At 68.4% G+C, this 21,199-nt stretch carries 18 protein-coding genes; 5 read left to right on the forward strand and 13 right to left on the reverse strand.

What is annotated here, in order from left to right:
• Positions 1–31 precede the first annotated feature (31 nt).
• The 6 genes from pyk to gap all read right to left on the reverse strand — a co-directional run bounded on the left by pyk (position 32) and on the right by gap (position 8,862).
• The gene (gene pyk / locus GDJ08_RS08685) at positions 32–1,498 is read right to left on the reverse strand and encodes a pyruvate kinase (RefSeq protein ID WP_017356578.1); all 1,467 of its coding nucleotides are present in this window, start codon (positions 1,496–1,498) and stop codon (positions 32–34) included.
• Between the two features lie 213 nt (positions 1,499–1,711).
• On the reverse strand, positions 1,712–2,380 hold the full coding sequence (locus GDJ08_RS08690; protein WP_229296481.1) for an HAD hydrolase-like protein: 669 nt from the start codon (positions 2,378–2,380) through the stop codon (positions 1,712–1,714).
• A gap of 17 nt (positions 2,381–2,397) precedes the next feature.
• The gene (locus GDJ08_RS08695; protein ID WP_017356580.1) at positions 2,398–3,573 is read right to left on the reverse strand and encodes a phosphoglycerate kinase; all 1,176 of its coding nucleotides are present in this window, start codon (positions 3,571–3,573) and stop codon (positions 2,398–2,400) included.
• A 108-nt stretch (positions 3,574–3,681) separates the two neighbouring features.
• Positions 3,682–5,034: a DUF3999 domain-containing protein gene (locus GDJ08_RS08700; RefSeq protein ID WP_153164706.1), complete on the reverse strand. Its 1,353-nt coding sequence runs from the start codon at positions 5,032–5,034 to the stop codon at positions 3,682–3,684.
• Complete coding sequence (locus GDJ08_RS08705) at positions 5,031–7,691, reverse strand: DUF2339 domain-containing protein (RefSeq protein ID WP_153164707.1); 2,661 nt, start codon at positions 7,689–7,691, stop codon at positions 5,031–5,033. The genes GDJ08_RS08700 and GDJ08_RS08705 overlap by 4 nt, the downstream gene beginning before the upstream one ends.
• A 166-nt stretch (positions 7,692–7,857) precedes the next feature.
• A complete protein-coding gene (gene gap, locus GDJ08_RS08710; RefSeq protein ID WP_017356070.1) occupies positions 7,858–8,862 on the reverse strand; it encodes a type I glyceraldehyde-3-phosphate dehydrogenase in 1,005 nt (334 codons plus the stop codon).
• A gap of 205 nt (positions 8,863–9,067) precedes the next feature.
• Between gap and GDJ08_RS08715 the strand changes: the two genes are divergently transcribed.
• Positions 9,068–9,697, forward strand: a complete 630-nt coding sequence (locus GDJ08_RS08715; protein ID WP_017356071.1) for an OmpW/AlkL family protein — start codon at positions 9,068–9,070, stop codon at positions 9,695–9,697.
• Positions 9,698–9,858: 161 nt separating this feature from the next.
• Here the strand turns inward: GDJ08_RS08715 and GDJ08_RS08720 are convergent, their stop codons facing one another.
• Positions 9,859–10,554, reverse strand: a complete 696-nt coding sequence (locus GDJ08_RS08720; protein WP_136002996.1) for an aspartate/glutamate racemase family protein — start codon at positions 10,552–10,554, stop codon at positions 9,859–9,861.
• Between the two features lie 97 nt (positions 10,555–10,651).
• Between GDJ08_RS08720 and GDJ08_RS08725 the strand changes: the two genes are divergently transcribed.
• Together GDJ08_RS08725 and GDJ08_RS08730 are read left to right on the forward strand one after the other, a co-directional pair.
• A complete protein-coding gene (locus tag GDJ08_RS08725) occupies positions 10,652–11,476 on the forward strand; it encodes a S1/P1 nuclease (protein ID WP_017356073.1) in 825 nt (274 codons plus the stop codon).
• A 9-nt stretch (positions 11,477–11,485) separates the two neighbouring features.
• Entirely contained in the window at positions 11,486–12,298 is an 813-nt protein-coding gene (locus GDJ08_RS08730) for an MBL fold metallo-hydrolase (RefSeq protein ID WP_153164708.1), read from the forward strand.
• A gap of 19 nt (positions 12,299–12,317) precedes the next feature.
• Here the strand turns inward: GDJ08_RS08730 and GDJ08_RS08735 are convergent, their stop codons facing one another.
• Genes GDJ08_RS08735 through GDJ08_RS08745 form a run of 3 tightly spaced genes read right to left on the reverse strand, consistent with a single transcriptional unit; the run spans position 12,318 to position 14,426 of the window.
• Positions 12,318–12,890, reverse strand: coding sequence for a hypothetical protein (locus GDJ08_RS08735; RefSeq protein ID WP_153164709.1), 573 nt, complete (start codon positions 12,888–12,890; stop codon positions 12,318–12,320).
• Positions 12,887–14,068: a TonB family protein gene (locus tag GDJ08_RS08740; protein WP_153164710.1), complete on the reverse strand. Its 1,182-nt coding sequence runs from the start codon at positions 14,066–14,068 to the stop codon at positions 12,887–12,889. The genes GDJ08_RS08735 and GDJ08_RS08740 overlap by 4 nt, the downstream gene beginning before the upstream one ends.
• Positions 14,061–14,426 (reverse strand): BlaI/MecI/CopY family transcriptional regulator, encoded by a 366-nt coding sequence (locus GDJ08_RS08745; RefSeq protein ID WP_136002991.1) that lies wholly within the window; start codon positions 14,424–14,426, stop codon positions 14,061–14,063. Before GDJ08_RS08745 ends, GDJ08_RS08740 begins: the two co-directional genes overlap by 8 nt.
• Positions 14,427–14,544: 118 nt before the next feature.
• Here GDJ08_RS08745 and GDJ08_RS08750 point away from each other — a divergent pair, with 118 nt between their 5' ends.
• Both GDJ08_RS08750 and GDJ08_RS08755 read left to right on the forward strand, forming a co-directional pair.
• Positions 14,545–15,102, forward strand: coding sequence for a flavin reductase family protein (locus GDJ08_RS08750; protein WP_017356321.1), 558 nt, complete (start codon positions 14,545–14,547; stop codon positions 15,100–15,102).
• Positions 15,103–15,133: 31 nt separating this feature from the next.
• Positions 15,134–17,080 carry an acetyl-CoA hydrolase/transferase C-terminal domain-containing protein gene (locus GDJ08_RS08755; RefSeq protein WP_017356320.1) on the forward strand — a complete coding sequence of 649 codons (1,947 nt, stop codon included), beginning with the start codon at positions 15,134–15,136 and terminating at the stop codon, positions 17,078–17,080.
• 114 nt (positions 17,081–17,194) lie between these two features.
• On the opposite strand, the gene tkt is transcribed toward GDJ08_RS08755, so the two are convergent.
• From tkt to GDJ08_RS08770, 3 genes are all read right to left on the reverse strand, one after another.
• Entirely contained in the window at positions 17,195–19,204 is a 2,010-nt protein-coding gene (gene tkt / locus GDJ08_RS08760; RefSeq protein WP_017356319.1) for a transketolase, read from the reverse strand.
• 98 nt (positions 19,205–19,302) lie between these two features.
• Positions 19,303–19,725 carry a hypothetical protein gene (locus GDJ08_RS08765; protein WP_037591313.1) on the reverse strand — a complete coding sequence of 141 codons (423 nt, stop codon included), beginning with the start codon at positions 19,723–19,725 and terminating at the stop codon, positions 19,303–19,305.
• 78 nt (positions 19,726–19,803) lie between these two features.
• Positions 19,804–21,132 carry a dicarboxylate/amino acid:cation symporter gene (locus tag GDJ08_RS08770; protein ID WP_017356317.1) on the reverse strand — a complete coding sequence of 443 codons (1,329 nt, stop codon included), beginning with the start codon at positions 21,130–21,132 and terminating at the stop codon, positions 19,804–19,806.
• Positions 21,133–21,199: the final 67 nt, after the last annotated feature.

Below are 21,199 nucleotides of genomic sequence, written 5' to 3' on the forward strand. Positions count from 1 at the left end.
CGGGGTGCACCAGCGCGCAGGCGCGGACCCGTTACAGGTCGCCGAGGCCGCTCGCGCGGCCGTCTTCGCCCACTTCCAGCAGGCGCAGGGTGTTGGTCGCACCGTGGGTTTCCATGTGCTCACCACTGGTGAACACCACGCGGTCGCCGGCCTGCAGCAGGTTGGCTTCCACCAGCAGGCGGATGCTGCCGCGCGCCGCTTCGCGCGGGGTGAAGCCGCGGCTGTCGAAGTTGATCGGGAACACATCGCGCATCAGCGCCATCTGGCGACGGGCGCCATCATGACGGGTCACCGCGAACACCGGTGCCGAGGCACGGAAGCGCGACAGGTAGCGGGCAGTGCCGCCGGATTCGGTCATCGCCACGATCGCGCGCACGCCGACGTGCTGGGACAGGAACATCGTCGCCATTGCGATGGCCTGATCGGCACGTTCCAGGTTGCGCGGCGAGGCGCCGAAGTCGGTCTCGGTCTGGAACTGGCGTTCGGCACCGAGGCAGATGCGCGCCATCGCCTCCACGGCCTTCACCGGGTACGCACCGGCGGCGGTTTCAGCCGACAGCATCACCGCATCGGTACCGTCGATGACCGAGTTGGCCACGTCCAGCACTTCGGCGCGGGTGGGGATCGGGCTTTCCACCATCGACTGCAGCATCTGGGTGGCGGTGATCACCACCTTGTTCTGCGCCAGCGAGGCCTTGATGATCTTCTTCTGCAGGCCCGGCAGTTCGGCGTCGCCGATTTCCACGCCAAGATCGCCACGCGCCACCATCACCACGTCGCTGGCGTCGACAATCTCTTCCAGGTTCTCGATGGCTTCGGTGCGCTCGATCTTGGACACCAGTGCGGCGTAGCAGCCGTGCGATTCGGCGATCGCGCGCGCATCGTTCATGTCCTGCGCATTGCGGCAGAACGACACCGCGATGAAGTCCACGCCGATCTTGGCCACGATGCCGATCAGTTCCTTGTCGCGCTCGGTCAGCGCGCCCAGCGACAGGCCACCGCCCTGCTTGTTCAGGCCCTTGCGGTCGGAGAGCACGCCGTCATTGAGGACCGTGTTGATGATGCGCTCGCCCTGCACTTCCAGCACCTGCAGCTGCATCAGACCATCGTCGAGCAGCAGCACGTCACCGGCCACCACGTCCTGCGGCAGGCCGAGGTAGCTCACGCCCACCTGGGTGCTGTCGCCGGCCGGTGCGTTCGGCGAGGCGACCAGGTCGAAGCGGTCGCCCGCTTTGAGATGGATCTTGCCTTCAGCGAAACGCTCGATGCGGATCTTCGGGCCCGGCAGGTCGGCCAGAATGCCCACTTCCACGCCCACCCGCTGCGCGGCGGCGCGCACGTCGGCGGCGCGCTTGGCCTGGCCGGACGGGTCGCCGTGACTGAAGTTGAGGCGGACCACGTTCACGCCGGCGCGGAAGAGATCCTCCAGCACGCCCGGCGGGTCGGTCGCCGGTCCGAGGGTGGCAAGGATCTTGGTGCGGCGCTGACGCTCAATCATGGTAAATGGGCTCCCGGTAAAGGGTCGAAATTAGCACACCCTTCACGTCCCATGAATACGTTTACAGCCTTGTCGTAGCTGGCTTTGTCCGATGTCCTGCAGACAGCGCAGGATGACAGGGCGGACATCCCGCCGCGTCAGCAGGACGCCAACGCCTGACCCTGTTGACTCTTCGCTCGACATGCGGCGGCGTACGGAACGCCGCCGCCGCCCTCAATCGATCAACGACAACAGGGCCTCCGGCGAGGCCGCGATGTGCTGCGCGCCTGCATCGCGCAGCTCATCGGCACCGCCGAATCCCCACAACACGCCGATATTGCGCATCGCGTGATGACGCGCGCCGGCGATATCCATGCGCCGGTCGCCGATCATCCAGCACTGCTCCGGCACCCGTGACAGACGCCGGAGCGCCTCGGCCACCAGCTGCGGCTTCTCGCTGCGGCTGCCGTCCAGGGTCGCGCCGATCACATCCTCGAAGCAGCCCCCAAATGGCAGGTGCTCGATGATGCGGCGTGCATGCGGCTCATTCTTGGCGGTGACGATCGCCAGCCGGTGGCCCCGCTCGTGCAGTGCCTGCACGACCTGGCCGATCTGCGGGTAGACCACGTGTTCTTCCCAGCCGAGCACCTCGAAGCGCTCGCGATAGAACGCCACCGCCTGCTCCACCTGTGCCGGATCATCGAACAGCGGCGCGAAGCTGGTGCGCAGCGACGGTCCGATCCAGCGCCGGAGTTCCTCCTCCGGCGGCACCGGCCGGTCCAACGCGGTGAGCGCATGCGCCACGCAACGGGTGATGCCCACGGCCGAGTCGATCAACGTACCGTCGAGGTCGAAGAAGAGCGTTGCACGTGCTTCAACGGCGGGACGGCCCACGGTGGTCACGCCCCGATCGTGGTCGATCACTGGCCGCGGGCCTCGAGCGCGGCCACCGCCGGCAGGGTCTTGCCTTCCAGGAACTCCAGGAACGCGCCGCCACCGGTGGAGATGTAGCTCACCTGGTCAGCGATGTCGTACTTGTCGACCGCGGCCAGCGTATCGCCACCACCGGCAATGGAGAACGCCGACGATGCGGCGATCGCCTGCGCCAGCGCCTGCGTACCGTGGCTGAACGCCTCGAACTCGAACACGCCGACCGGGCCGTTCCAGACCACGGTGCCCGCCTTGGCGATCAGCCCGGCGTAGTGCTGGGCGGTGTCAGGGCCGATGTCCAGGATCAGATCGTCCTCGGCCACGTCGGTGACCGCCTTGACCGTCGCTTCGGCGTCCGGCAGGAACTGCTTGGCCACCACCACGTCGGTGGGCAGCGGGATCTCGGCACCGCGCGCCTTGGCATCGGCCACGATCCTGCGGGCGGTGTCGAGCAGGTCCGGCTCGTACAGCGACTTGCCCACGGCATGGCCGGCGGCGGCGATGAAGGTGTTGGCGATGCCGCCGCCCACGATCAGCTGGTCGACCTTGCCGACCAGGTTGGCCAGCAGTTCCAGCTTGGTGCTGACCTTGCTGCCGGCCACGATCGCCAGCAGCGGCTGGGCCGGCGCGAGCAGCGCTTTGGCCAGCGCGTCCAGTTCGGCCATCAGCAGCGGGCCACCGGCGGCCACCGGGGCAAAGCGGATCACGCCGTGGGTGGAGGCCTGCGCACGGTGCGCGGTGCCGAACGCATCCATCACGAACACGTCGCACAGCGCTGCGTACTTGCGCGACAGCGCTTCATCGTCCTTGCCTTCGCCGACATTCATGCGGCAGTTTTCCAGCAGCACGATCGAGCCTGGCGCAACGTCGACACCGTCGACCCAGTCGCGCACCAGCGGCACCTCGCGGCCCAGCAGCTGCGACAGACGCAGCGCCACCGGTGCCAGCGAATCGGCGTCGCTCCACACGCCTTCGGTGGGGCGCCCCAGATGCGAGGTCACCATCACCGCCGCGCCCTTCTCCAGGGCCAGCTTCAACGTCGGCAGCGATGCGCTGATGCGCTGCTCGGACGTGATGCGGCCGTTTTCGATCGGTACGTTGAGGTCCTGGCGGATCAGCACGCGCTTGCCGGAAAGGTCGAGGTCGGTCATGCGAACGATGGACATGGGCAACTCTTTGGCGGAAAGGGAAAGGGCGCCGCGTACGACGCAGACGCCCATTGTAGATGACCCGCTTCGGCACATGGCCGGCAGGTGACGACGAGGGGTCGTCACCTACCGCGGCGTCTGCCGCAACAGGCTCACCGCAAACCCACCCACCACCAGCACACCGAGCACCAGCAGGCCCCACAGCAGCCAGCGCTTCCAGTCACGCACCGGCTGCACCGCCGCATCACCGCCAAGCGGCTGCGCCGGCCCCTGCACCGTCGCCAGCGCGGGCTGCCACTGGGCGCCCTGCTGCTCGCGCAGCTGCGCGATCACCGTGCCGACAGGTGCATCGATGCGCGCGGCACGCACGCTGCCGGCGGCAACGCTGAACGGCGGCTCGCCCTGGCTGAGGAAGACCAGCGCCTCGGGCTGGTAGCCCAGCTTCAGCGTCGGGGCGACGCCCCCCTGGCCCTGCGATGCCGCCAGCTTCCAGTAACGGTCGCGCGTGGCAACCGCCAGCGACTGGGCCTGCGATTGCCGGCGCGCGGCGGTGTCCTGCAACTGGTAGGCCACCCACGGGCCGGCACGCACCTGCCACGGCTGACCCGGATCATCGCGGCTGAGCAGCGTCCACTGCACCACGCTGTTGTCGGCGGTGGCGATGTCGGCCTGGGCAACCGGGAAGCGGCCGTCCAGCGTGTACTCGAACTCGCCCCGCGTGCCGGCAGTGCCGGTCAGCGAACGCCACTGCCACTGGATCGCCTGTGCGGGCGGCACGCGCTCGGCCTGCACTGCCGACAGCGCGGGAAGCGCGTCGCCGGCTACCGGCAGAATGCGGAAATACTTCGCCTGGCGGCCGATTTCGATCCGGCGTTGCTGCAGGCGACGGCCATCATGCTGCAGGTCGACCAGCGGCACCTCATCGGCCACCCGCTGCCAGTCACGCAGATCGTCACTGGCGTCCACGCGCACGCGCACCTGCAGCGCCGCCGATGCCTGCCAGTCCAGCCGCAGCGCCTGCACGCTGCTGCGCAGCGCGCTGGCGTCGACCAGCCAGCCGCCGGGATCGGCGGTGCCGACACTGCGGCCCAGCCGTGCCTCGACCCGGCGCACACTGCCGTCGGTGTTGCGCTCGGTGAGCAGTTGCAGGTCGTCGCCCGCACCGCCGGCACGGGCCGGCAGCGGGAACCACGGCAGGGACTGCCATTGCGCGGCCTGCGCCAGCGGCTGGTCGGCCGACAGCAGCGCCGAGGGCAGCGCCTGTCCCTGCGCGTTGAACACCTGCACGTCGGCCAGCCGCGGCGAGACCGCGCTGCGGTACTGCGCCTCGCCCAGCATCAGCCGGTAGGCACCGGCCTGCGGCGAGGACAGCTGCAGCGGCCACTGCTCGCGGTAGTCCTGGCGGGCATCGGCCGCCGAAACGGGCGGCGCGGCCAGGGCAACGGAGAATGCGGCAATCAGACGGGCGACGAGGTTCACGGCTGCGGCTCCACGGTGGATTCCGGCGCACGCGGCGGCGCCGGTGCCAGGTAACCCACGACCGTGCACAGCAGGCCGTAGGCGATGAACGAGGCGATGCCAAGCAGGTTGCCCAGGTGCTGGCGATCGATCAGGACCAGCTTGGCCAACACCACGCCCATCAGCACCGCGCCCACCAGCCACAGCAGGCGCTGGCCGCGCCGCGACCCCCAGACCCAGCTGATCACACCGAGCACGCTCCAGACCACGGTCAGGCTGGTCTGGGCCAGGGTCGACGACCACAGCGCCCGGTTCCACGGCACCGCGCCCCAGTGATGGACGGTGTGCAGCGTCGTGCTGGTCAGCAGGATGAAGCCGGCGATCGCCAGAAGCGGCACGCGCCAGCCGGCAGCGCCCGCCGGGGCGGCCGGTGACCACACCCAGCGCGCCAGCAGCACCAGCACGGCCATCTGAGCCAGCTCCATCGGATTGAGCAGCGGCAGCCACGGCAGCGGACGCGGGTCGCCAGCCAGCCACACGCTCACCCCCCATCCCAGCGCCAACACACCGAACCAGGTGCCCTGCAACGCCGGACGCGCAACGTCGAAGCGCTCGCCCAGTGGCAGCGACAGCCAGCGCCAGCGCTGCAACGACATGGCCACCACCACCAGCCAGGGCAGCATCGCCAGTGCGGCGGTCCAGCCCGGCGCCAGGGCGAAGCGGTCGGCCAGCCAGCCGGCCAGCAGGGTCAGCACGCTGGGCCACAGCATCCACCACACGAACTGGGCGGCCAGCGCAGTGCGGTCCTGCGCGCCACGCAGGCACCACAGCCCGCGTACGCCGAGCAGCGCGAACGCCGCCCAGGCCCAGGCACCGTGGCCGGCGAACGGCTGGTCGTGCACCGCCGCCTGCCACAGCGCCAGCGGGAAGGCGGCCAGCAGCATCGCCAGCGTGGTCAGCACCAGCGCACGTGCCGGCCCGCGCCGGTGCGCCTCGGCGGCCCCCCATGCGGTCACCGCAACGGCAACCAGCAGCGCGTCCGGACGGCTGTCATGGGCAACGAAGCGGACGATCTCGTGGCTCGCACTGCCGAGCCACCACAGCAGGCCCCACAGGTAATAGACGATGGCCGGCGCATCGTGGCCGGCGCGCCGGTAGCTGAAGGCAGAGGCGAACCCGGCCAGCGCCAGCAGCAGGCCGCTCATGAAGGTGGGATTGGCGATCGCGGTGGCGTCGAGGTGCCAGTAATCGGCGCCGACCACGAAGCCGAACGCGGCGCCGAGCTGCAGCAGTGCCCCGGCAATCTGCGGCAACCAGCGCTGCTGGCGCAGGCCCAGCCACGCCAGCGCGGCGCCCTCCAGCGCGAAGACGCTGGCCGTGGCGCGTGCGGACAGGGCCAGCGGCACCGCCAGGGTGGCAAAGCCCACCGCCAGCACCGCATGCGACTGGCCCAGCGCGGCGTAGCGCGGGCGCCGGATCAACGCCCACGCCAGGCCCGCATAGACGGCCGCCAGCCCGAGCGCGCACAGCGCCAAGGCCAGACGGTTGTCGTGCAGCATGCCGGCCTGCAGCGAGAAGGCGATCAGCGGCGTGCCGAACACCAGGCTGCCATCGACCAGATCACGCTTCTCCGCCGGTTGCCGGCGGGCATACAGGATCGGGATGGCCAGGTAGAACGCGAAGAACAGCAGCAGGAACGGCTCGGTGCTGACGAACTTGTCCGGCGCGTACTGCAGCACGCCCCAGGCGGTCCCGATGCCGAAGGTGAACGCGAAGCCAAGCAGGTTCAGCGCGCGCCACGGCCGCCACCAGGCGATCGCCAGGATGGCCGTGTTGAGCACGGCATAGTAGGAGAACAGCGCAACGTGGTTGCCGCTGCCGGTGGACAGCCAGATCGGCGCCATGAACCCGGCCAGGATGCCCAGGACCGCCAATGTGCGCGAGTTCTGCACCACCGCCAGCACACCCATGCCGGCGATCAGCAGCACGCTCATGACGAACGCCGGCAGCGGATCGATCAGGTCGTAGCGTTTGAACGCGGCGAAGATCGTCAGCAGCAGGATGCCGATCGCCCCGCCCTGCAGGGCCAGCGCGAACAGCCGCCGACGGTCGCGCTGCAGCCAGCCGAACACCAGGCCGGCGAGTGCGCCGACGGCGATGCCGGCCAGGCGCATCTCGATCGGCGGATTCAGCCAGCCCTGGTCGCTGACGTACTTGAGCAGCGCGGCCACGCCGGCCAGCAGCACCAGCATGCCGATCTTGACCGGCACGTTGCCTTCGGTGAACCAGCGTTTGACCGCCGCCAGCGCACGTTCGGCCAGGTCCGGCCGATGCTCGTGGGGCTCCGGCTCGACCGGGCGGACGGGGGATGGCGTGGACACCCGGGCCGCCGCCTGCGGCAACGGCGGCGGCGCGGCGACCTGCGGCGGTGGCGGGGCTGCGACGGCCGACGGCCGCTCGACCCGCACCGGTTCGACCGCACGCGGCGGGGCAACGGGCGCCGCAACGGGCGCCGGCACGGCAATCTCCGGCGCTGCGGGCCGTCCCTGGGCATCGACCTGAGCGGCTTCCAGCGCGGCCACGCGCCGGCGCAGCCCGGCGATCATCACCAGCGCGACCACCAGCAGCACGGGCACCAGCAGCACCGCCAGTCCCAGCAGGACAATCAGAGCTTCCATTCCATCAGATCCTTATCGGCAAAGCCGCGGCCGCGCGCCTGGACGCGCATCCACGGTACGCGGCCATGCTAATGGATCGCGGCGGCGGGCAGCGCGATGCGGTTCCCAAACGCACGAACCCCGGCAGTGCCGGGGTTCGTGGGTACAGCGGGAAGGCGCGGCGCGATTACTTCGCGGCCACGACCTTGGCCATTTCCAGGCACTTGTTGGAGTAGCCCCACTCGTTGTCGTACCAGGACACCAGCTTGACGAAGGTGCCGTCCAGCGCGATGCCGGCGTCGGCGTCGAACACCGAGGTGTGGGTCTCGCCGCGGAAGTCGGTCGCCACGACCTTGTCTTCGGTGTAGCCCAGCACGCCCTTCAGCGCGCCTTCGCTCTGTGCCTTCACTTCGGCGCAGATCTCGGCGTAGGTGGCTTCCTTTTCCAGCTCGACGGTCAGGTCAACCACCGACACGTCCGAGGTCGGCACGCGGAAGCTCATGCCGGTGAGCTTCTTGTTCAGCTCCGGAATCACCACGCCCACGGCCTTGGCTGCACCGGTGGAGGACGGAATGATGTTCTCCAGGATGCCGCGGCCGCCGCGCCAGTCCTTGTTGGACGGGCCGTCGACGGTCTTCTGGGTGGCGGTGGCCGCATGCACGGTGGTCATCAGGCCGCGCTTGATGCCCCACTTGTCGTTGATCACCTTGGCCAGCGGGGCCAGGCAGTTGGTGGTGCACGAAGCATTGGAGACGATGGCCTGGCCGGCGTAGGTCTTGTCGTTGACGCCGAACACGAACATCGGGGTGTCGTCCTTCGACGGCGCCGACATGATCACCTTCTTCGCGCCGGCATCGATGTGCTTCTGCGCGGTGTCCTTGGTCAGGAACAGGCCGGTCGATTCGATGACCACGTCCACGCCCACCTCGTCCCACTTCAGGTTGGACGGGTCGCGTTCCTGGGTCAGGCGGATCTTCTTGCCGTTGACCAGCAGGTCGCCGCCGGACACGGCCACGTCGGCCTTGAAGCGGCCATGCACGGAGTCGTATTTCAGCATGTAAGCCAGGTAGTCCGGCTCGAGCAGATCGTTGATGGCGACGATTTCGATGTCATTGCCGAAGTTCAGCACGGCCGAGCGCAGCACGTTGCGCCCGATGCGACCGAAACCATTGATGCCAACCTTGATTGCCATGTTCACAAGCTCCTGCAGCCGCGACGGTGCGGCGCCGATGGTAAGGGGCCGTCATTCTAGCAGGGCCGGACCGGCCCGTTTCCGGCCCCGGCCGGAGGTAAACGGTTACACACCGCGAACCGGGGATTGATCAGAATCAAGGCGCCGGCGGGCACGGAGGGGAACACTGGCCCCACTCCATTCCACCCCGCAACGAGACACCCTCATGCGCAAGACCGCCCCCCTCCTGCTGTCCAGCCTGGCCGCCGCCCTGGCGCTGGCCGCCGCCCCCGCAATGGCCCAGTCCAAGGGCGACTGGACGATCGGTGCCGGCGTGCACCAGGTCGCCCCGAAGTCGAACAACGGCGCACTGGCCGGCGGAACGCTGAAGGTCGACGTCGACAACGACATCAAGCCGACCATCACCGGCGAATACTTCATCGCCGACAACCTGGGCATCGAGGTGCTGGCCGCGCTGCCGTTCAAGCACGACATCAACATCGCCGGCCTGGGCCGCGTGGGCAGCACCAAGCACCTGCCGCCGGTGGTCTCGCTGCAGTACCACTTCAACAGCAAGGGCAAGGTCTCGCCGTTCGTCGGCGCCGGCCTGAACTACACCACCTTCTTCAGCGAGGAAACCGGCGGCGCGCTGGCCGGCAGCTCGCTGAAGCTGGACGACTCCTGGGGCCTGGCCGCGCACGCCGGCGTGGACTTCGCGGTCAGCGACAAGGGCTCGCTGCGTGTGGATGTGCGCTGGATCGACATCGACACCGGGGTCAAGCTCGATGGCGAGAAGATCGGCACCGTCAACATCGACCCGCTGGCCTACGGCGTGTCCTACGTATTCAAGTTCTGATCGGCGGATCGGAACCCCACCGCGCAACACCCCTCGCAGCAAAGCGCTTTCCCCGGCTCCGGCCGGGGATTTTTTTATCTGCCGGGTTCCCCCGTCGCCGCAGCCCCGTAGAGCCGGGTTCTACCCGGCTGCCGTCCAGCGCGGCAGCCCCGCAGCCCCCGTCAGTCCAGCAGGTGACGCCCTGCCGCCTGCGCGTGCAGCGCGGCGGTGTCGAACAGTGGCACCGTGGCGTCCTCGTCGGTGACCAGCAGCATGATTTCGGTACAGCCCAGGATGATGGCCTGCGCGCCCCGCTCCACCAGCCGCTGCATCACCCCACGATAGGCGTCGCGCGATGCCGGCAGGACCCGGCCCTGTACCAGCTCGTCGTAAATGATCCGGTGGACCACGGCGCGGTCGTCCGCCTCGGGCACAAGCACCTCCAGACCGAAGCGTTCGGCCAGCCGTACGCGATAGAAGTCCTGCTCCATCGTGAACGCGGTGCCGAGCAGCCCAACCCGCTGCAGGCCCGCCGCCTGGATCAGCGCGCCCACCGGATCGGCGATATGCAGCAGCGGCACGCCGATGGCCGCCTGTACCGCATCGGCCATGAGGTGCATGGTGTTGGTGCAGATCACGATGGCGGTCGCACCTGCCGCTTCCAGACGACGCGCCACGTCGACCATCGCGCGGGTGGCCGCTGCCCAGTCACCGGCCCGCTGCAGCGCCTCGATGTCGGCGAAATCGAACGACCACATCAGCAGGCGCGCCGAATGCATTCCGCCCTGGGCGTCGCGCACCTGCTCGTTGATCATCCGGTAGTAGTGCGCCGAGCTTTCCCAGCTCATGCCACCGATCAAGCCCAGGACCTTCTGCACCGCTGCCGCTCCCGTGGTTGGCCAGCGCCCAGCCTACCCGCCCTGACGGCCGGCCGGCCAGATCCGGGCAAACCCGGCGGTGGACGCGCCCGCTAGAATGCAGCCGATGAACATCGCCTCCCTGCTTCCGGCCGCCGCCCTCGCGCTGGCCCTCACCGCCGTTTCCACCGATGCCCTCGCCTGGGGCGCACAAGGCCATCGCCTTGTCGCCCGCGTCGCCGAAGTCCGCCTCACCCCGCAGGCCAAGGCGCAGGTCGACCGTCTGCTGGCCGGCGAGCCCGACCCGACCCTGCACGCCATCGCCCCCTGGGCCGATGAACTGCGCGCCAAAGACCCCGGCCTGGGCCGCCGTTCGGCGCGCTGGCACTACGTCAACATCGGTGAAGACGATTGCCGCTACGCCGTGCAGAAGCACTGCAAGGGCGGCAACTGCGTGGTCGAGGCACTGAAGGCGCAGACCGCCATCCTTGCCGACCGCACCCGTCCCGATGCCGAGCGCGCGCAGGCGCTGAAATTCGTTGTGCATTTCGCCGGCGACATCCATCAGCCGATGCATGCCGGCTACGGGCACGACAAGGGCGGCAACGACTTCCAGGTGCAGTTCAACAACCGTGGTACCAACCTGCACTCGCTGTGGGACAGCGGCATGCTCAATGCGCTGAAGCTGGACGATGACCAGTATCTGGCGCGCCTGATGGCACTGCCCGCGCCGAAGGTGGACAAGCGCTCGAAGATCGACCGCGACGCCGTGCAATGGGCCCAAGCCAGCTGCCGCATCGCCATTGCACCCGGCGTTTACCCGGACAGGCGTACGCTTCCCACGTCGTATGCCGCGACCTACCGCCCGGTCGCCGAGCGTGAGCTGCGCCTGGCCGGCGAGCGCCTGGCCGTGCTGCTCAATGACACGTTGGGCAAACGCTGAGGCACCCCCATGACACCGCACGTCGCCAGCTTCTTCCATCCGGACAGCCACACCTTCAGCTACGTGGTGCACGACCCGGCGACGCGGCAGGCCGCCGTGATCGATCCGGTGCTGGATTACGATCCGGACACCGACGCGCTCGGTGCCGGGCCGCTGCAGCCGCTGCTTGCACATGTGCGCGAGCACGGCCTGCAGGTGCGCTGGCTGTTGGAAACCCACGCCCATGCCGACCACATCAGCGCCGGCCGCTGGCTCAAACCGCATTGGCCACAGGCCACGCTGGCGATGGGCCAGGGCATCGTGCAGGTGCAGCGAACGTTCGCCCCACGCTATGCGCTGGACGTGCCGACCGACGGCTCGCAGTTCGACCATCTGTTCGCCGATGGCGAGCGCTTCGCGCTCGGTGACATCGCCGCCGAGGTCATCGCGGTGCCGGGCCATACCAGCGACAGCGTGGCCTACCGCATCGGCGATGCGCTGTTCACCGGCGATTCGCTGTTCATGCCCGATGGCGGCACGGCACGCTGTGATTTCCCGGGCGGCGACGCCGCCCAGTTGTACCGTTCCATCCAGCGGCTGCTCGCCCTGCCCGATGCCACCCGCGTGTTCATCTGCCACGACTACGGCCCGGGTGGGCGCGAGGTCGCCAATGAAACCACCATCGGCGACCAGCGCGCGTGCAACATCCACCTGCGCGACAGTGTCAGCCTGGCCGAGTTCGTCGCCACCCGACAGGCCCGCGATGCGACGCTGGCCGAGCCGAAGCTGATGCATCCGTCAGTGAAGGCGAACCTGCAGGGCGGCCCGCAACGCGCCACCTGAGCCCTGCCGCTGCCGGCGCTCAACGACGCTGGCGGCGAACCGTGTGCTGTCCGTTCACGATCTCGAAGGTGAACGCGTAGAGCAGGCTGACCGGCACCGGCTCGATGCGCTCGGCCCCTGTGCAATCGCCCCGATCACTCGGCACCTGGCCGGCGGGATAGTGGCACACCGCTGCGGGCGAGTAGCGCCACTGCGCCACCGCCGCCTGCGCGGCGTCCAGCAGGGGCGTGTTCTCTGCCGCGGTGGCGGCATTGCACGACTCGCGATCGGTCAGCGGCAGGCTGCGTTCCACCCGGCCCTCGGCATCCACCACCACCTGCAGGCAGATCGTGGTCGGCGCGAGTGCTCGGCGCGGATCGCGGTCGCCGACCACCGGATCGGGCGCGGCATAGAGCTGCGGCATGCGGTAGCCTTCGCTTGCCTTCAGCGTGTACGGCTGCACCTGCCCGGCCCCCCCGTCGGCGCCGTCCACGTTCAGCCGCTGATGATCCACGTTTTCCCTGCGGGTATCGACGGTGGTGAGCTGGTCGTGACCGGCGCAGCCGCCGGTCACCAGCACCGACACCAGCAGCGGTGCCAGGGCATGCCTCATTGGCCAGGGCCGGTGTCGTCGAGCTTGAACGACATCGGTATCTTCAGCGCCGTGGCAACCGCCTTGCCGTCCCGGAGCGCCGGTTCGAAGGTCCACTGCTTCGCCGCGGCGATGGAGGCCGCATCGAACACGCCGGCCGGCGTCGACGTCAACACCCGGATGTCGCCGGTCCTGCCCTGCGCATCCACTTCCACACGCAGCAGCACCTCGCCCGACACGCCCTGTTCGAACGCGCTGCGCGGATACTGCGGCGCTGCCATCTCCTTCGGCTTGGCATTCACCTGCACTGGTGCGGCACCGGTACCCTGCCCGGCCCATGCGATCCCGCCAAGTCCCACGCACAACCCCACCACCAGTACCTGCCCGGACAACCACGGCAACGCCTTCCGTTTGTGCTGCTTCAGCATGGCAATACGCTCCTTCAACATGGGTTGGCTGCGCCAGTGGCATGCCATCGGCGCAACCGGGTGGGCCAACTGCGCCTTCAACAGCGCGTTGGCATAAAGACGGCGCAGGGCCGGATGCGGATCGACCGTGCGCGCGTCGCAGGCCAGTTCCTGGTCGCGCAGCAGGCGGCGCACGGTCCACGGCAGCAGCGGATGGAACCAGAACACGCAGCGCAGTACCGCCAGCGCCGCATTGGCCCACGGATCGCCATGCCGCCGGTGGCTGTGTTCGTGGCGCAGGATCAGGTCCTGTTCGGCCGGGCTGAAGCGCTGTTCGAAATCCGGGCCGACCACCACGCGCGGCCGCCACAGGCCCACCAGCGCCGGCAGACCGGGATCGCCCTGCGCCTGCCAGCTGCCATCGACACGCGGCTGCAGGCGGCCGAGCGCCCGTTCGAAGCGGCGCTGCGCACGCCAGCTGGCCGTGGCCATCGCCAGCGCACCGGCCAGCCACGCGGCAAACAGCAGCAATGGCCACACCGGCGTATCGGCGGACATATCCGGTGCGCGCAGCGCGGCCGCCACCCCCTTCACCGGCGCGGACCCGGTGATCGGGAGGTTCGGCAACGGCAGGTACGGCACCACCAGCAGCATCGGCAGCAGCCACCAGCCGCGGTACGCCAGCGCCGCGCCGCCCAGCCTCAGCAGCACCGGCCGTATCGCGGCCAGCACCAGCACGGCCACCGACAGCCACACGCTGGCCTGCAACAGTGCGTTGAGCAGCTCAGTCATGGTCCAGCTCCTGGATCAGCTTCCTGAGGTCGGCGATGTCCTGCGCGCTCAGCTCGCCACGCTGGCTGAAGTGCGCCACCAGCGGCGCCACGCGCCCGTCGAACACACGCCCGAGAAAGCCCTCGCTCTGCTCGGCCACCCACGCCTGCCGCTGCAGCACGGGCGAGTAGCGATAGCGGCGGCCGTCGCGGCTGGCACTGATGGCCCCCTTGGTCAGCAGGCGATTGAGCAGCGTCTTGATGGTGGGCTCGGCCCAGTCGCGATCGGCCAGGGCGGCCACCACCTCGTCGGCGCCCAGCGGATGGTTGCGCCACAACACGTCCATTACCACGGCTTCGGCTTCGCTGATCTGGCTCATCATTTACATCCGTAATCGACAAACCGATTACGCCCGTAATCGAATCCGGTGTCAAGCCCTTCGACAACCGGTTCATGCGCACGCTGCCAGCATCCAGCGATTCCCCGTGGAGCCGCCGATGAGACGCTATCGGAAAGTGGACTTCCCCGTCGCCGAGGTGCGGCGCTTCCTCGAACCCGGGCCGGTGGTGCTGGTCAGTTCGGCGTGGAAAGGCCAGCGCGACATCATGACGATGGGCTGGCACATGGTTCTGGAATTCACCCCGTCACGGCTGGCGACCATGATCTCCAGCGGCAACCACAGCTTCGGGCTGATCCGCCGCAGCGGCGAATGCGTCATCAATGTGCCCACTGCCGCACTGCTCGATACGGTCGTGGGAATCGGCAACAGCAGCGGCGCGGACATCGACAAGTTCGCGCACTTCGGCCTGGATGCCGTGCCCGGCAGCGTGGTGGCCGCCCCGCTGATCGCGCAATGCCACGCCAGCTTCGAGTGCCGGCTGGTCGACCGCAGCCAGATCAGCCGGCATGGCCTCTTCATCTGGGAGGTGGTCAAGGCGCACGTCGCGCGCTCGCCGAAACTGCCGCGCACCGTGCACTACCGCGGCGATGGGCAGTTCATGGTCTCCGGCGCCGAGGTCTCCCGTCGCCGTCTGTTCAACCCCGAAATGCTGTAATGGCCCGCATGATTTCGCAGGAACGCGCCGCATGACCGACCACCTGACCGACCTGGACGCCGCCGTCGACTGGCTGCTGCAGCGGGTCGACGGCCCCCTTCGCGTGGGTGCCCCGCTGGCGCTGGGCAAGCCGCACCGCCTGCTCAATGCCCTGTATGCGCGCGTGGAGAACGATGCCTCGCGGCCGCTGCAGTTGTACACCGCACTGTCGTTGAACCCGCCACGCGGCGGTGCCGGGCTGGAAGCGCGCTTCATGGGACCGTTTGCCGAGCGCCACTTCGGCGCCGGTTTCCCGCGCCTGGCCTATGCCGATGCGATGGCGCGCGACCGCCTGCCCGACCATGTGCAGGTGGAGGAGTTCTACATGCAGTCAGGCGCGATGCTGGGCTCGTCGCAGGCGCAGCGCAGCTACACCAGCCTCAACTACACCCACGCCGCCGATGCGGTGGCGCAGCGCGCGCCGCATGCGATCGTGCAGAAGGTGGCGATGCGTGCGAACGACCGGCGCCTGTCGCTGTCGTGCAACAACGACATCACCCAGGACACCCTGGATGCAATGGTCGCGCGCGGGCTGCCGCGCCCGCTGATGATCGCCGAGATCGATCCGCAACTGCCCTACCTGGCCGGCTCGGCCACGGTGGATGTGTCGTTCTTCGATCTGGTGATCACGCCGCCCGGGCCATATCCGGATCTGTTCGGCCTGCCGCGTCAACCGGTCGGCGATGCCGACTACGCCATCGGCCTGTATGCCAGTGCACTGGTACGCGACGGTGGCACCCTGCAGATCGGCATCGGGACCCTGGCCGATGCGCTGAGCCACGCGCTGGTACTGCGGCACACCGACAACGCGCGCTATCGGCAGATCCTGCAGGCGCTCGATCCCGACCTGGCCACGCACCCGAGCGTGCTCGCCTCCGGCGGGCTGGAGCCGTTCGAGATCGGCCTGTACGGCTGCAGTGAGATGCTCAACGAAGGCTTCCGCCGGCTGGTCCAGACCGGGGTGATCCGGCGCAAGGTGCACGACGATCTGGCCCTGCTGCAGCGGATCGAGAATGGCACCGCCTGGACCACCGATTACGCCACTCTCGACGCCGAAGGCGAGTACCTGCACGGCGCCTTCTACCTGGGCTCGCCGGAGTTTTACGAGTGGCTGCGCGACCTGCCCGATGACGAACGCCGTGCGATCGGCATGCGTCGGATCAGCGAGATCAACCAGCTCTACGGCGGCGATGAGACGCTGGAGCGGATGCAACGCCGCGATGCGCGCTTCTTCAACTCCTGCATGATGGCCACCGCATTGGGCGCGGCCGTCTCCGATGCGCTGGAAGACGGACGCGTGGTCTCCGGCGTGGGCGGGCAGTACAACTTCGTGGCGATGGCCCATGCCCTGCCCGGCGCGCGCAGTGCGCTGATCTTCCGGGCCACGCGCGAGGACAAGGGCGTGCTGCAGTCGAACGTGCGCTGGAACTACGGCCACACCACTATCCCGCGCCATCTGCGCGACCTCTACATCAATGAGTACGGCATTGCCGACCTGCGCAACATGACCGACGAGGACTGCGTGATCGCGATGGCGGGCATCACCGATGCACGCTTCCAGGCGGCACTGCTGGACCAGGCCAAAGCCGCGAAGAAGCTGGCTGCGGGATTTGCCGCACCGCCGGCCTGGCAGCGCAATTCCGCCACGGCCGTCAGCGCGGCACTGGCGCCGTTCCGCCAGTCCGGACTGCTGCCGGACTACCCGCTGGGCAGCGACTTCACCGAGGTCGAGCAGCACCTGGTCAAGGCGCTGGGCTGGCTGAAACAGAACACGCAGACGCGCGCGGCCAAGCTTCGCACGGTCCTGGCGGCGATCATGCAGCCGGCCGGTGACGGCGACGCGGTGTATCTGCAACGCATGGGGCTGGAGGCGCCGAAGGACATCGGCGAACGGATCGAAGCACGGTTGGTGCGGTTGGGACTGGCGCGTACCGCGTAGGCGCTGCTCACCTGCCCGGTACGCCGGGAGAAACGCAGAAGGCCGGGCAATGCCCGGCCTTCCGTTTGCAGCCGCCGAGCAGAGCTCGGCGTCCACGGGATCACCCGACGGCGATCAGTTGGCCAGCTGCGCCTTGGCCGCGGCCACCACCGCCTCGGTGGTGATGCCGAAGTGCTTGTACAGCGCATCGGCCGGGGCCGAGGCACCAAAGGTGTCGATACCGATCACCGCACCGTCCAGGCCCACGTACTGGCGCCAGAAACCGGTGACGCCGGCTTCCACCGCCACGCGCTTGCGCACGGCGTTGGGCAGCACGGATTCGCGGTAGGCGGCATCCTGGCGCTCGAACACGTCGGTGGACGGCATCGACACCACGCGGGTCTTGATGCCGGCGGCATCCAGTTCCGCCTTGGCCGCCACGGCCAGGCCCACTTCCGAACCGGTACCGATCAGGATCACGTCCGGCACGCCGCCTTCGGCGTCGGCCAGCACGTAACCACCGCGCGCGATCTGCGCAACCTGCGCGTCGCTGCGCGGCTGGTGCGGCAGGTTCTGGCGGCTGAACACCAGGCAGCTCGGACCGTCGGTACGGGTGATCGCCGACTTCCAGCTGACCGCCGACTCGACCGCATCGCACGGACGCCACACATCGTTGTTCGGGATGTAGCGCAGCGAGGCCAGGTGCTCCACCGGCTGGTGGGTCGGGCCGTCTTCGCCGAGGCCGATCGAATCATGCGTGTACACGTGGATCGCGTGCGCCGGGATCAGCGCGCTCATGCGCACGCCGTTGCGGGCGTAGTCGCTGAACACCAGGAAGGTGGCATCGAACGGAATGAACCCGCCATGCAGGGCCAGACCATTGGCGATGGCAGTCATGCCGAACTCGCGCACGCCGTAATACACATAGTTGGCGTTCGGGTCGTCGGTGGCGACCGACTTGCTCGCCTTCCACAGGGTCAGGTTGGAGTGGGCCAGATCGGCCGAACCGCCGACCAGTTCCGGCAGCAGCGGCGCGAACGCTTCGATCGCCAGCTGCGAAGCCTTGCGCGAAGCGATGGTCTGACCGTCGGCCTGGACCTGGGCGATGTAGGCGTCGGCCTTGGCGATGAAATCGGCCGGCAGTTCACCGTGCGAGCGACGGATCAGCTCCTCGGCTTCGGCCGGGAACTGCGCGGCGTACTTGTCGAACTGCAGTTCCCACTCGGCCTGGCGCAGGGTGCCGGTACCGCCGGCACGCCAGCCGGCGTAGATCTCTTCCGGAATCTCGAACGGACCGTAGTTCCAGCCCAGCTGCTTGCGGGTGGCTTCCAGCTCGTCCTTGCCCAGCGGCGCGCCGTGGCTGGATTCCTTGCCCGCCTTGCCCGGCGAGCCAAACCCGATGGTGGTGCGGCAGCAGATCAGGGTCGGCTTGTCGAACTGCGACAGGGCCTCGTCAATGGCCGACTTGATGCTGTCCGGATCGTGGCCATCGACGCCGCGCACCACGTTCCAGCCATAGGCCTCGAAACGCTCGGGGGTGTTGTCGGTGAACCAGCCTTCGGTGTTGCCATCGATGGAGATGTGGTTGTCATCCCAGAAGCAGACCAGCTTGCCCAGGCCCCAGGTACCGGCCAGCGAGGCGGCTTCGTGGGACACACCTTCCATCAGGCAGCCATCGCCCAGGAACACCCAGGTGCGGTGGTCGACGATCTCGTGTTCGGGACGGTTGTAGCGCTGTGCCAGCAGCTTCTCTGCGAGCGCGAAGCCCACCGCGTTGGCCAGACCCTGGCCGAGCGGACCGGTGGTGGTCTCCACGCCGGGGGTTTCGTGGCGTTCCGGGTGGCCGGCGGTCTTGCTGCCGAGCTGGCGGAACTGCTTGAGCTGCTCGATCGGCAGGTCGTAGCCGCTCAGGTGCAGCAGCGCGTACTGCAGCATCGAGCCGTGGCCGTTGGACAACACGAAGCGGTCGCGGTTGAACCACTTGGGGTTGTTCGGGTTGTGACGGAGATAATCGTTCCAGAGCACTTCGGCGATATCGGCCATGCCCATCGGCATGCCGGGATGGCCGGACTTGGCGGTTTCGACCGCATCAGCGGCAAGGAAGCGGATGGCGTTGGCCAACTGGCGGCGGGTAGGCTGCGTCATGGTTCTGTGGGATCAGGAGGCTCCCGCGGAGCTGCGGGCTGCCCATTGTCCCACAGACGACCGGTGGGGTCAGTCCGGGTCACGCCCGGACTGCGCCCTCAGCCACGCGCGGCGTCAATGAACGCGCACATGGCCCTGCGCTGCAGGTCCTCGCGCGTGGCATAACCGGCGGGCAGGGTCTTGCTGACGGTGATGCGGGCGCCGTCCCCCTCGCCTTCCACCAGCACGTTCACCGGCAGGGTCACCTGGCGGTCGGCCAGCGGGGCGGTCTGTTCCAGGGTCACCGAGCCCAGCTCGGGGTCCAGCCGGCCCACCTTCAGGCCGGACTTGAGGCCCTCGGCCTGGATCCGCCGCAGGGCTTCGGCCGGCGCAACGTCGGGCACCACGTCCCAGGTGAAGAACTGGCGACCGGCAGCAAAACTGCCGGTGGTACTGGCGTGGGTCTCACAGGTCCGGGTGTCAGCCCTGGCGTCGAAAGCCAGCAGGGCCAGGCCAGTGGCCAGCAGATGCGAAATCCTCATTTCGGCTCCTTTCCGCACGGCGCCGATCCCGGCGCCTTCCATGCGCCGGTGGAGTATCCCATCGTGACTGGCGGCGGTTCAATCGCCGGTGACGCGTCCCGCCGTCGCCGGCGACGGTTCCTCGGTCTCGCCCTTGGCCACCAGCGTGGTCAAGGCCAGATCGCCGGTGACGTTCAGCGCGGTGCGGCACATGTCCAGGAAGTGGTTCACGCCGAGGATCAGGCCGATGCCCAGCGGATTGACCCCCACCATCGCGCAGATCATCGCCACCACCGGCAGCGAGCCCGACGGCACGCCGGCGGTCCCGATACCGCCCAGGATGCACACCGCCATGACCATGATCTGCTGGCCGATGGTCAGGTCCACGCCGAAGAACTGGGCCAGGAAGATCACCGTCACGCCTTCGAACAGCGCGGTGCCGTTCTGGTTGGCCGTGGCGCCAACGGTCAGCACGAAGCGCGATACCCGCTGCGGCAGGCCCATCTGGTCGGCCACGCGCAGCGCGGTCGGCAGAGTGGCATTGCTGGAGGCCGTGGAGAAGGCCATCACCGTCGCTTCCTGCGTATCGCGGAAGAACGACAGCGGCGAGCGGCCCGACAGCCACACCGCCGTCCCGTAGGTCACGACCATGTGCAGACCCAGCGCCAGCACCACCACGCCCACGTAGGCACCGAGGCGCACGATCAGCTCCAGCCCGAACAACGTGGCCAGGTTGAACATGAAACAGGCCACTGCGTAGGGCGCCAGGCGGATGACCAGGTTGATCAGCGTCATCGAGACTTCAAACACGCCTTCGATGGCGCGGCGCAGCGGGGCAACCTTGTCGTCGTCGCTGAGGACCATGCCGATGCCGAACATCAGCGCGAAGAACATCAGCGACAGGATGGCGCCGTTGTCGGAGGCGGCCTGGAGCACATTGCTCGGCACGATCGACAGCAGCATGTCCATGCCCTTGGGCGTTTCATGGATGCCGGCGACGATCTCCCTGCTGCGCTCGGCGTTCTCCGACAGCATCTGCGCGGCGACCTGCGGGTCCACGCCGGCGCCGGGCTTGAGCACGTTGACCAGCACCAGGCCGATGCCCACCGCGATGCCCGACAGCACCACCGTATAGGCCAGCGTTTTCCAGCCGATCCGGCCCAGCGCGCGGATATCGCCCATCTCCGACACGCCCATGATCAGCGCCGAGAAGATCAGCGGCACGATCAGCATGAAGATCAGGTTGAGGAACAGGCTGGACAGGGGCGTGGTGACCCAGGCCATCACCACCCTCGCCACGTCACCCATGCCCGGAACGACCGGCGCCAGGGCGTGCACGATCAGGCCCAGCACCAGGCCGATGCCGAAGCCAATGCCCATTTTCCAGTGCAATGGCAGCGTCTGCCTGGTCTTTGCGGCCTCAGTCATCGAACTGCTTTCCTCTGAAAATAGTGAATCAGCTTAGCAAAGCCGGCCCGGCCGGCATCGGGATGCC

The sequence above is a fragment of the Stenotrophomonas nematodicola genome, assembly GCF_009467805.1.
In the GTDB taxonomy this organism is placed as follows: Bacteria; Pseudomonadota; Gammaproteobacteria; order Xanthomonadales; family Xanthomonadaceae; genus Stenotrophomonas; species Stenotrophomonas nematodicola.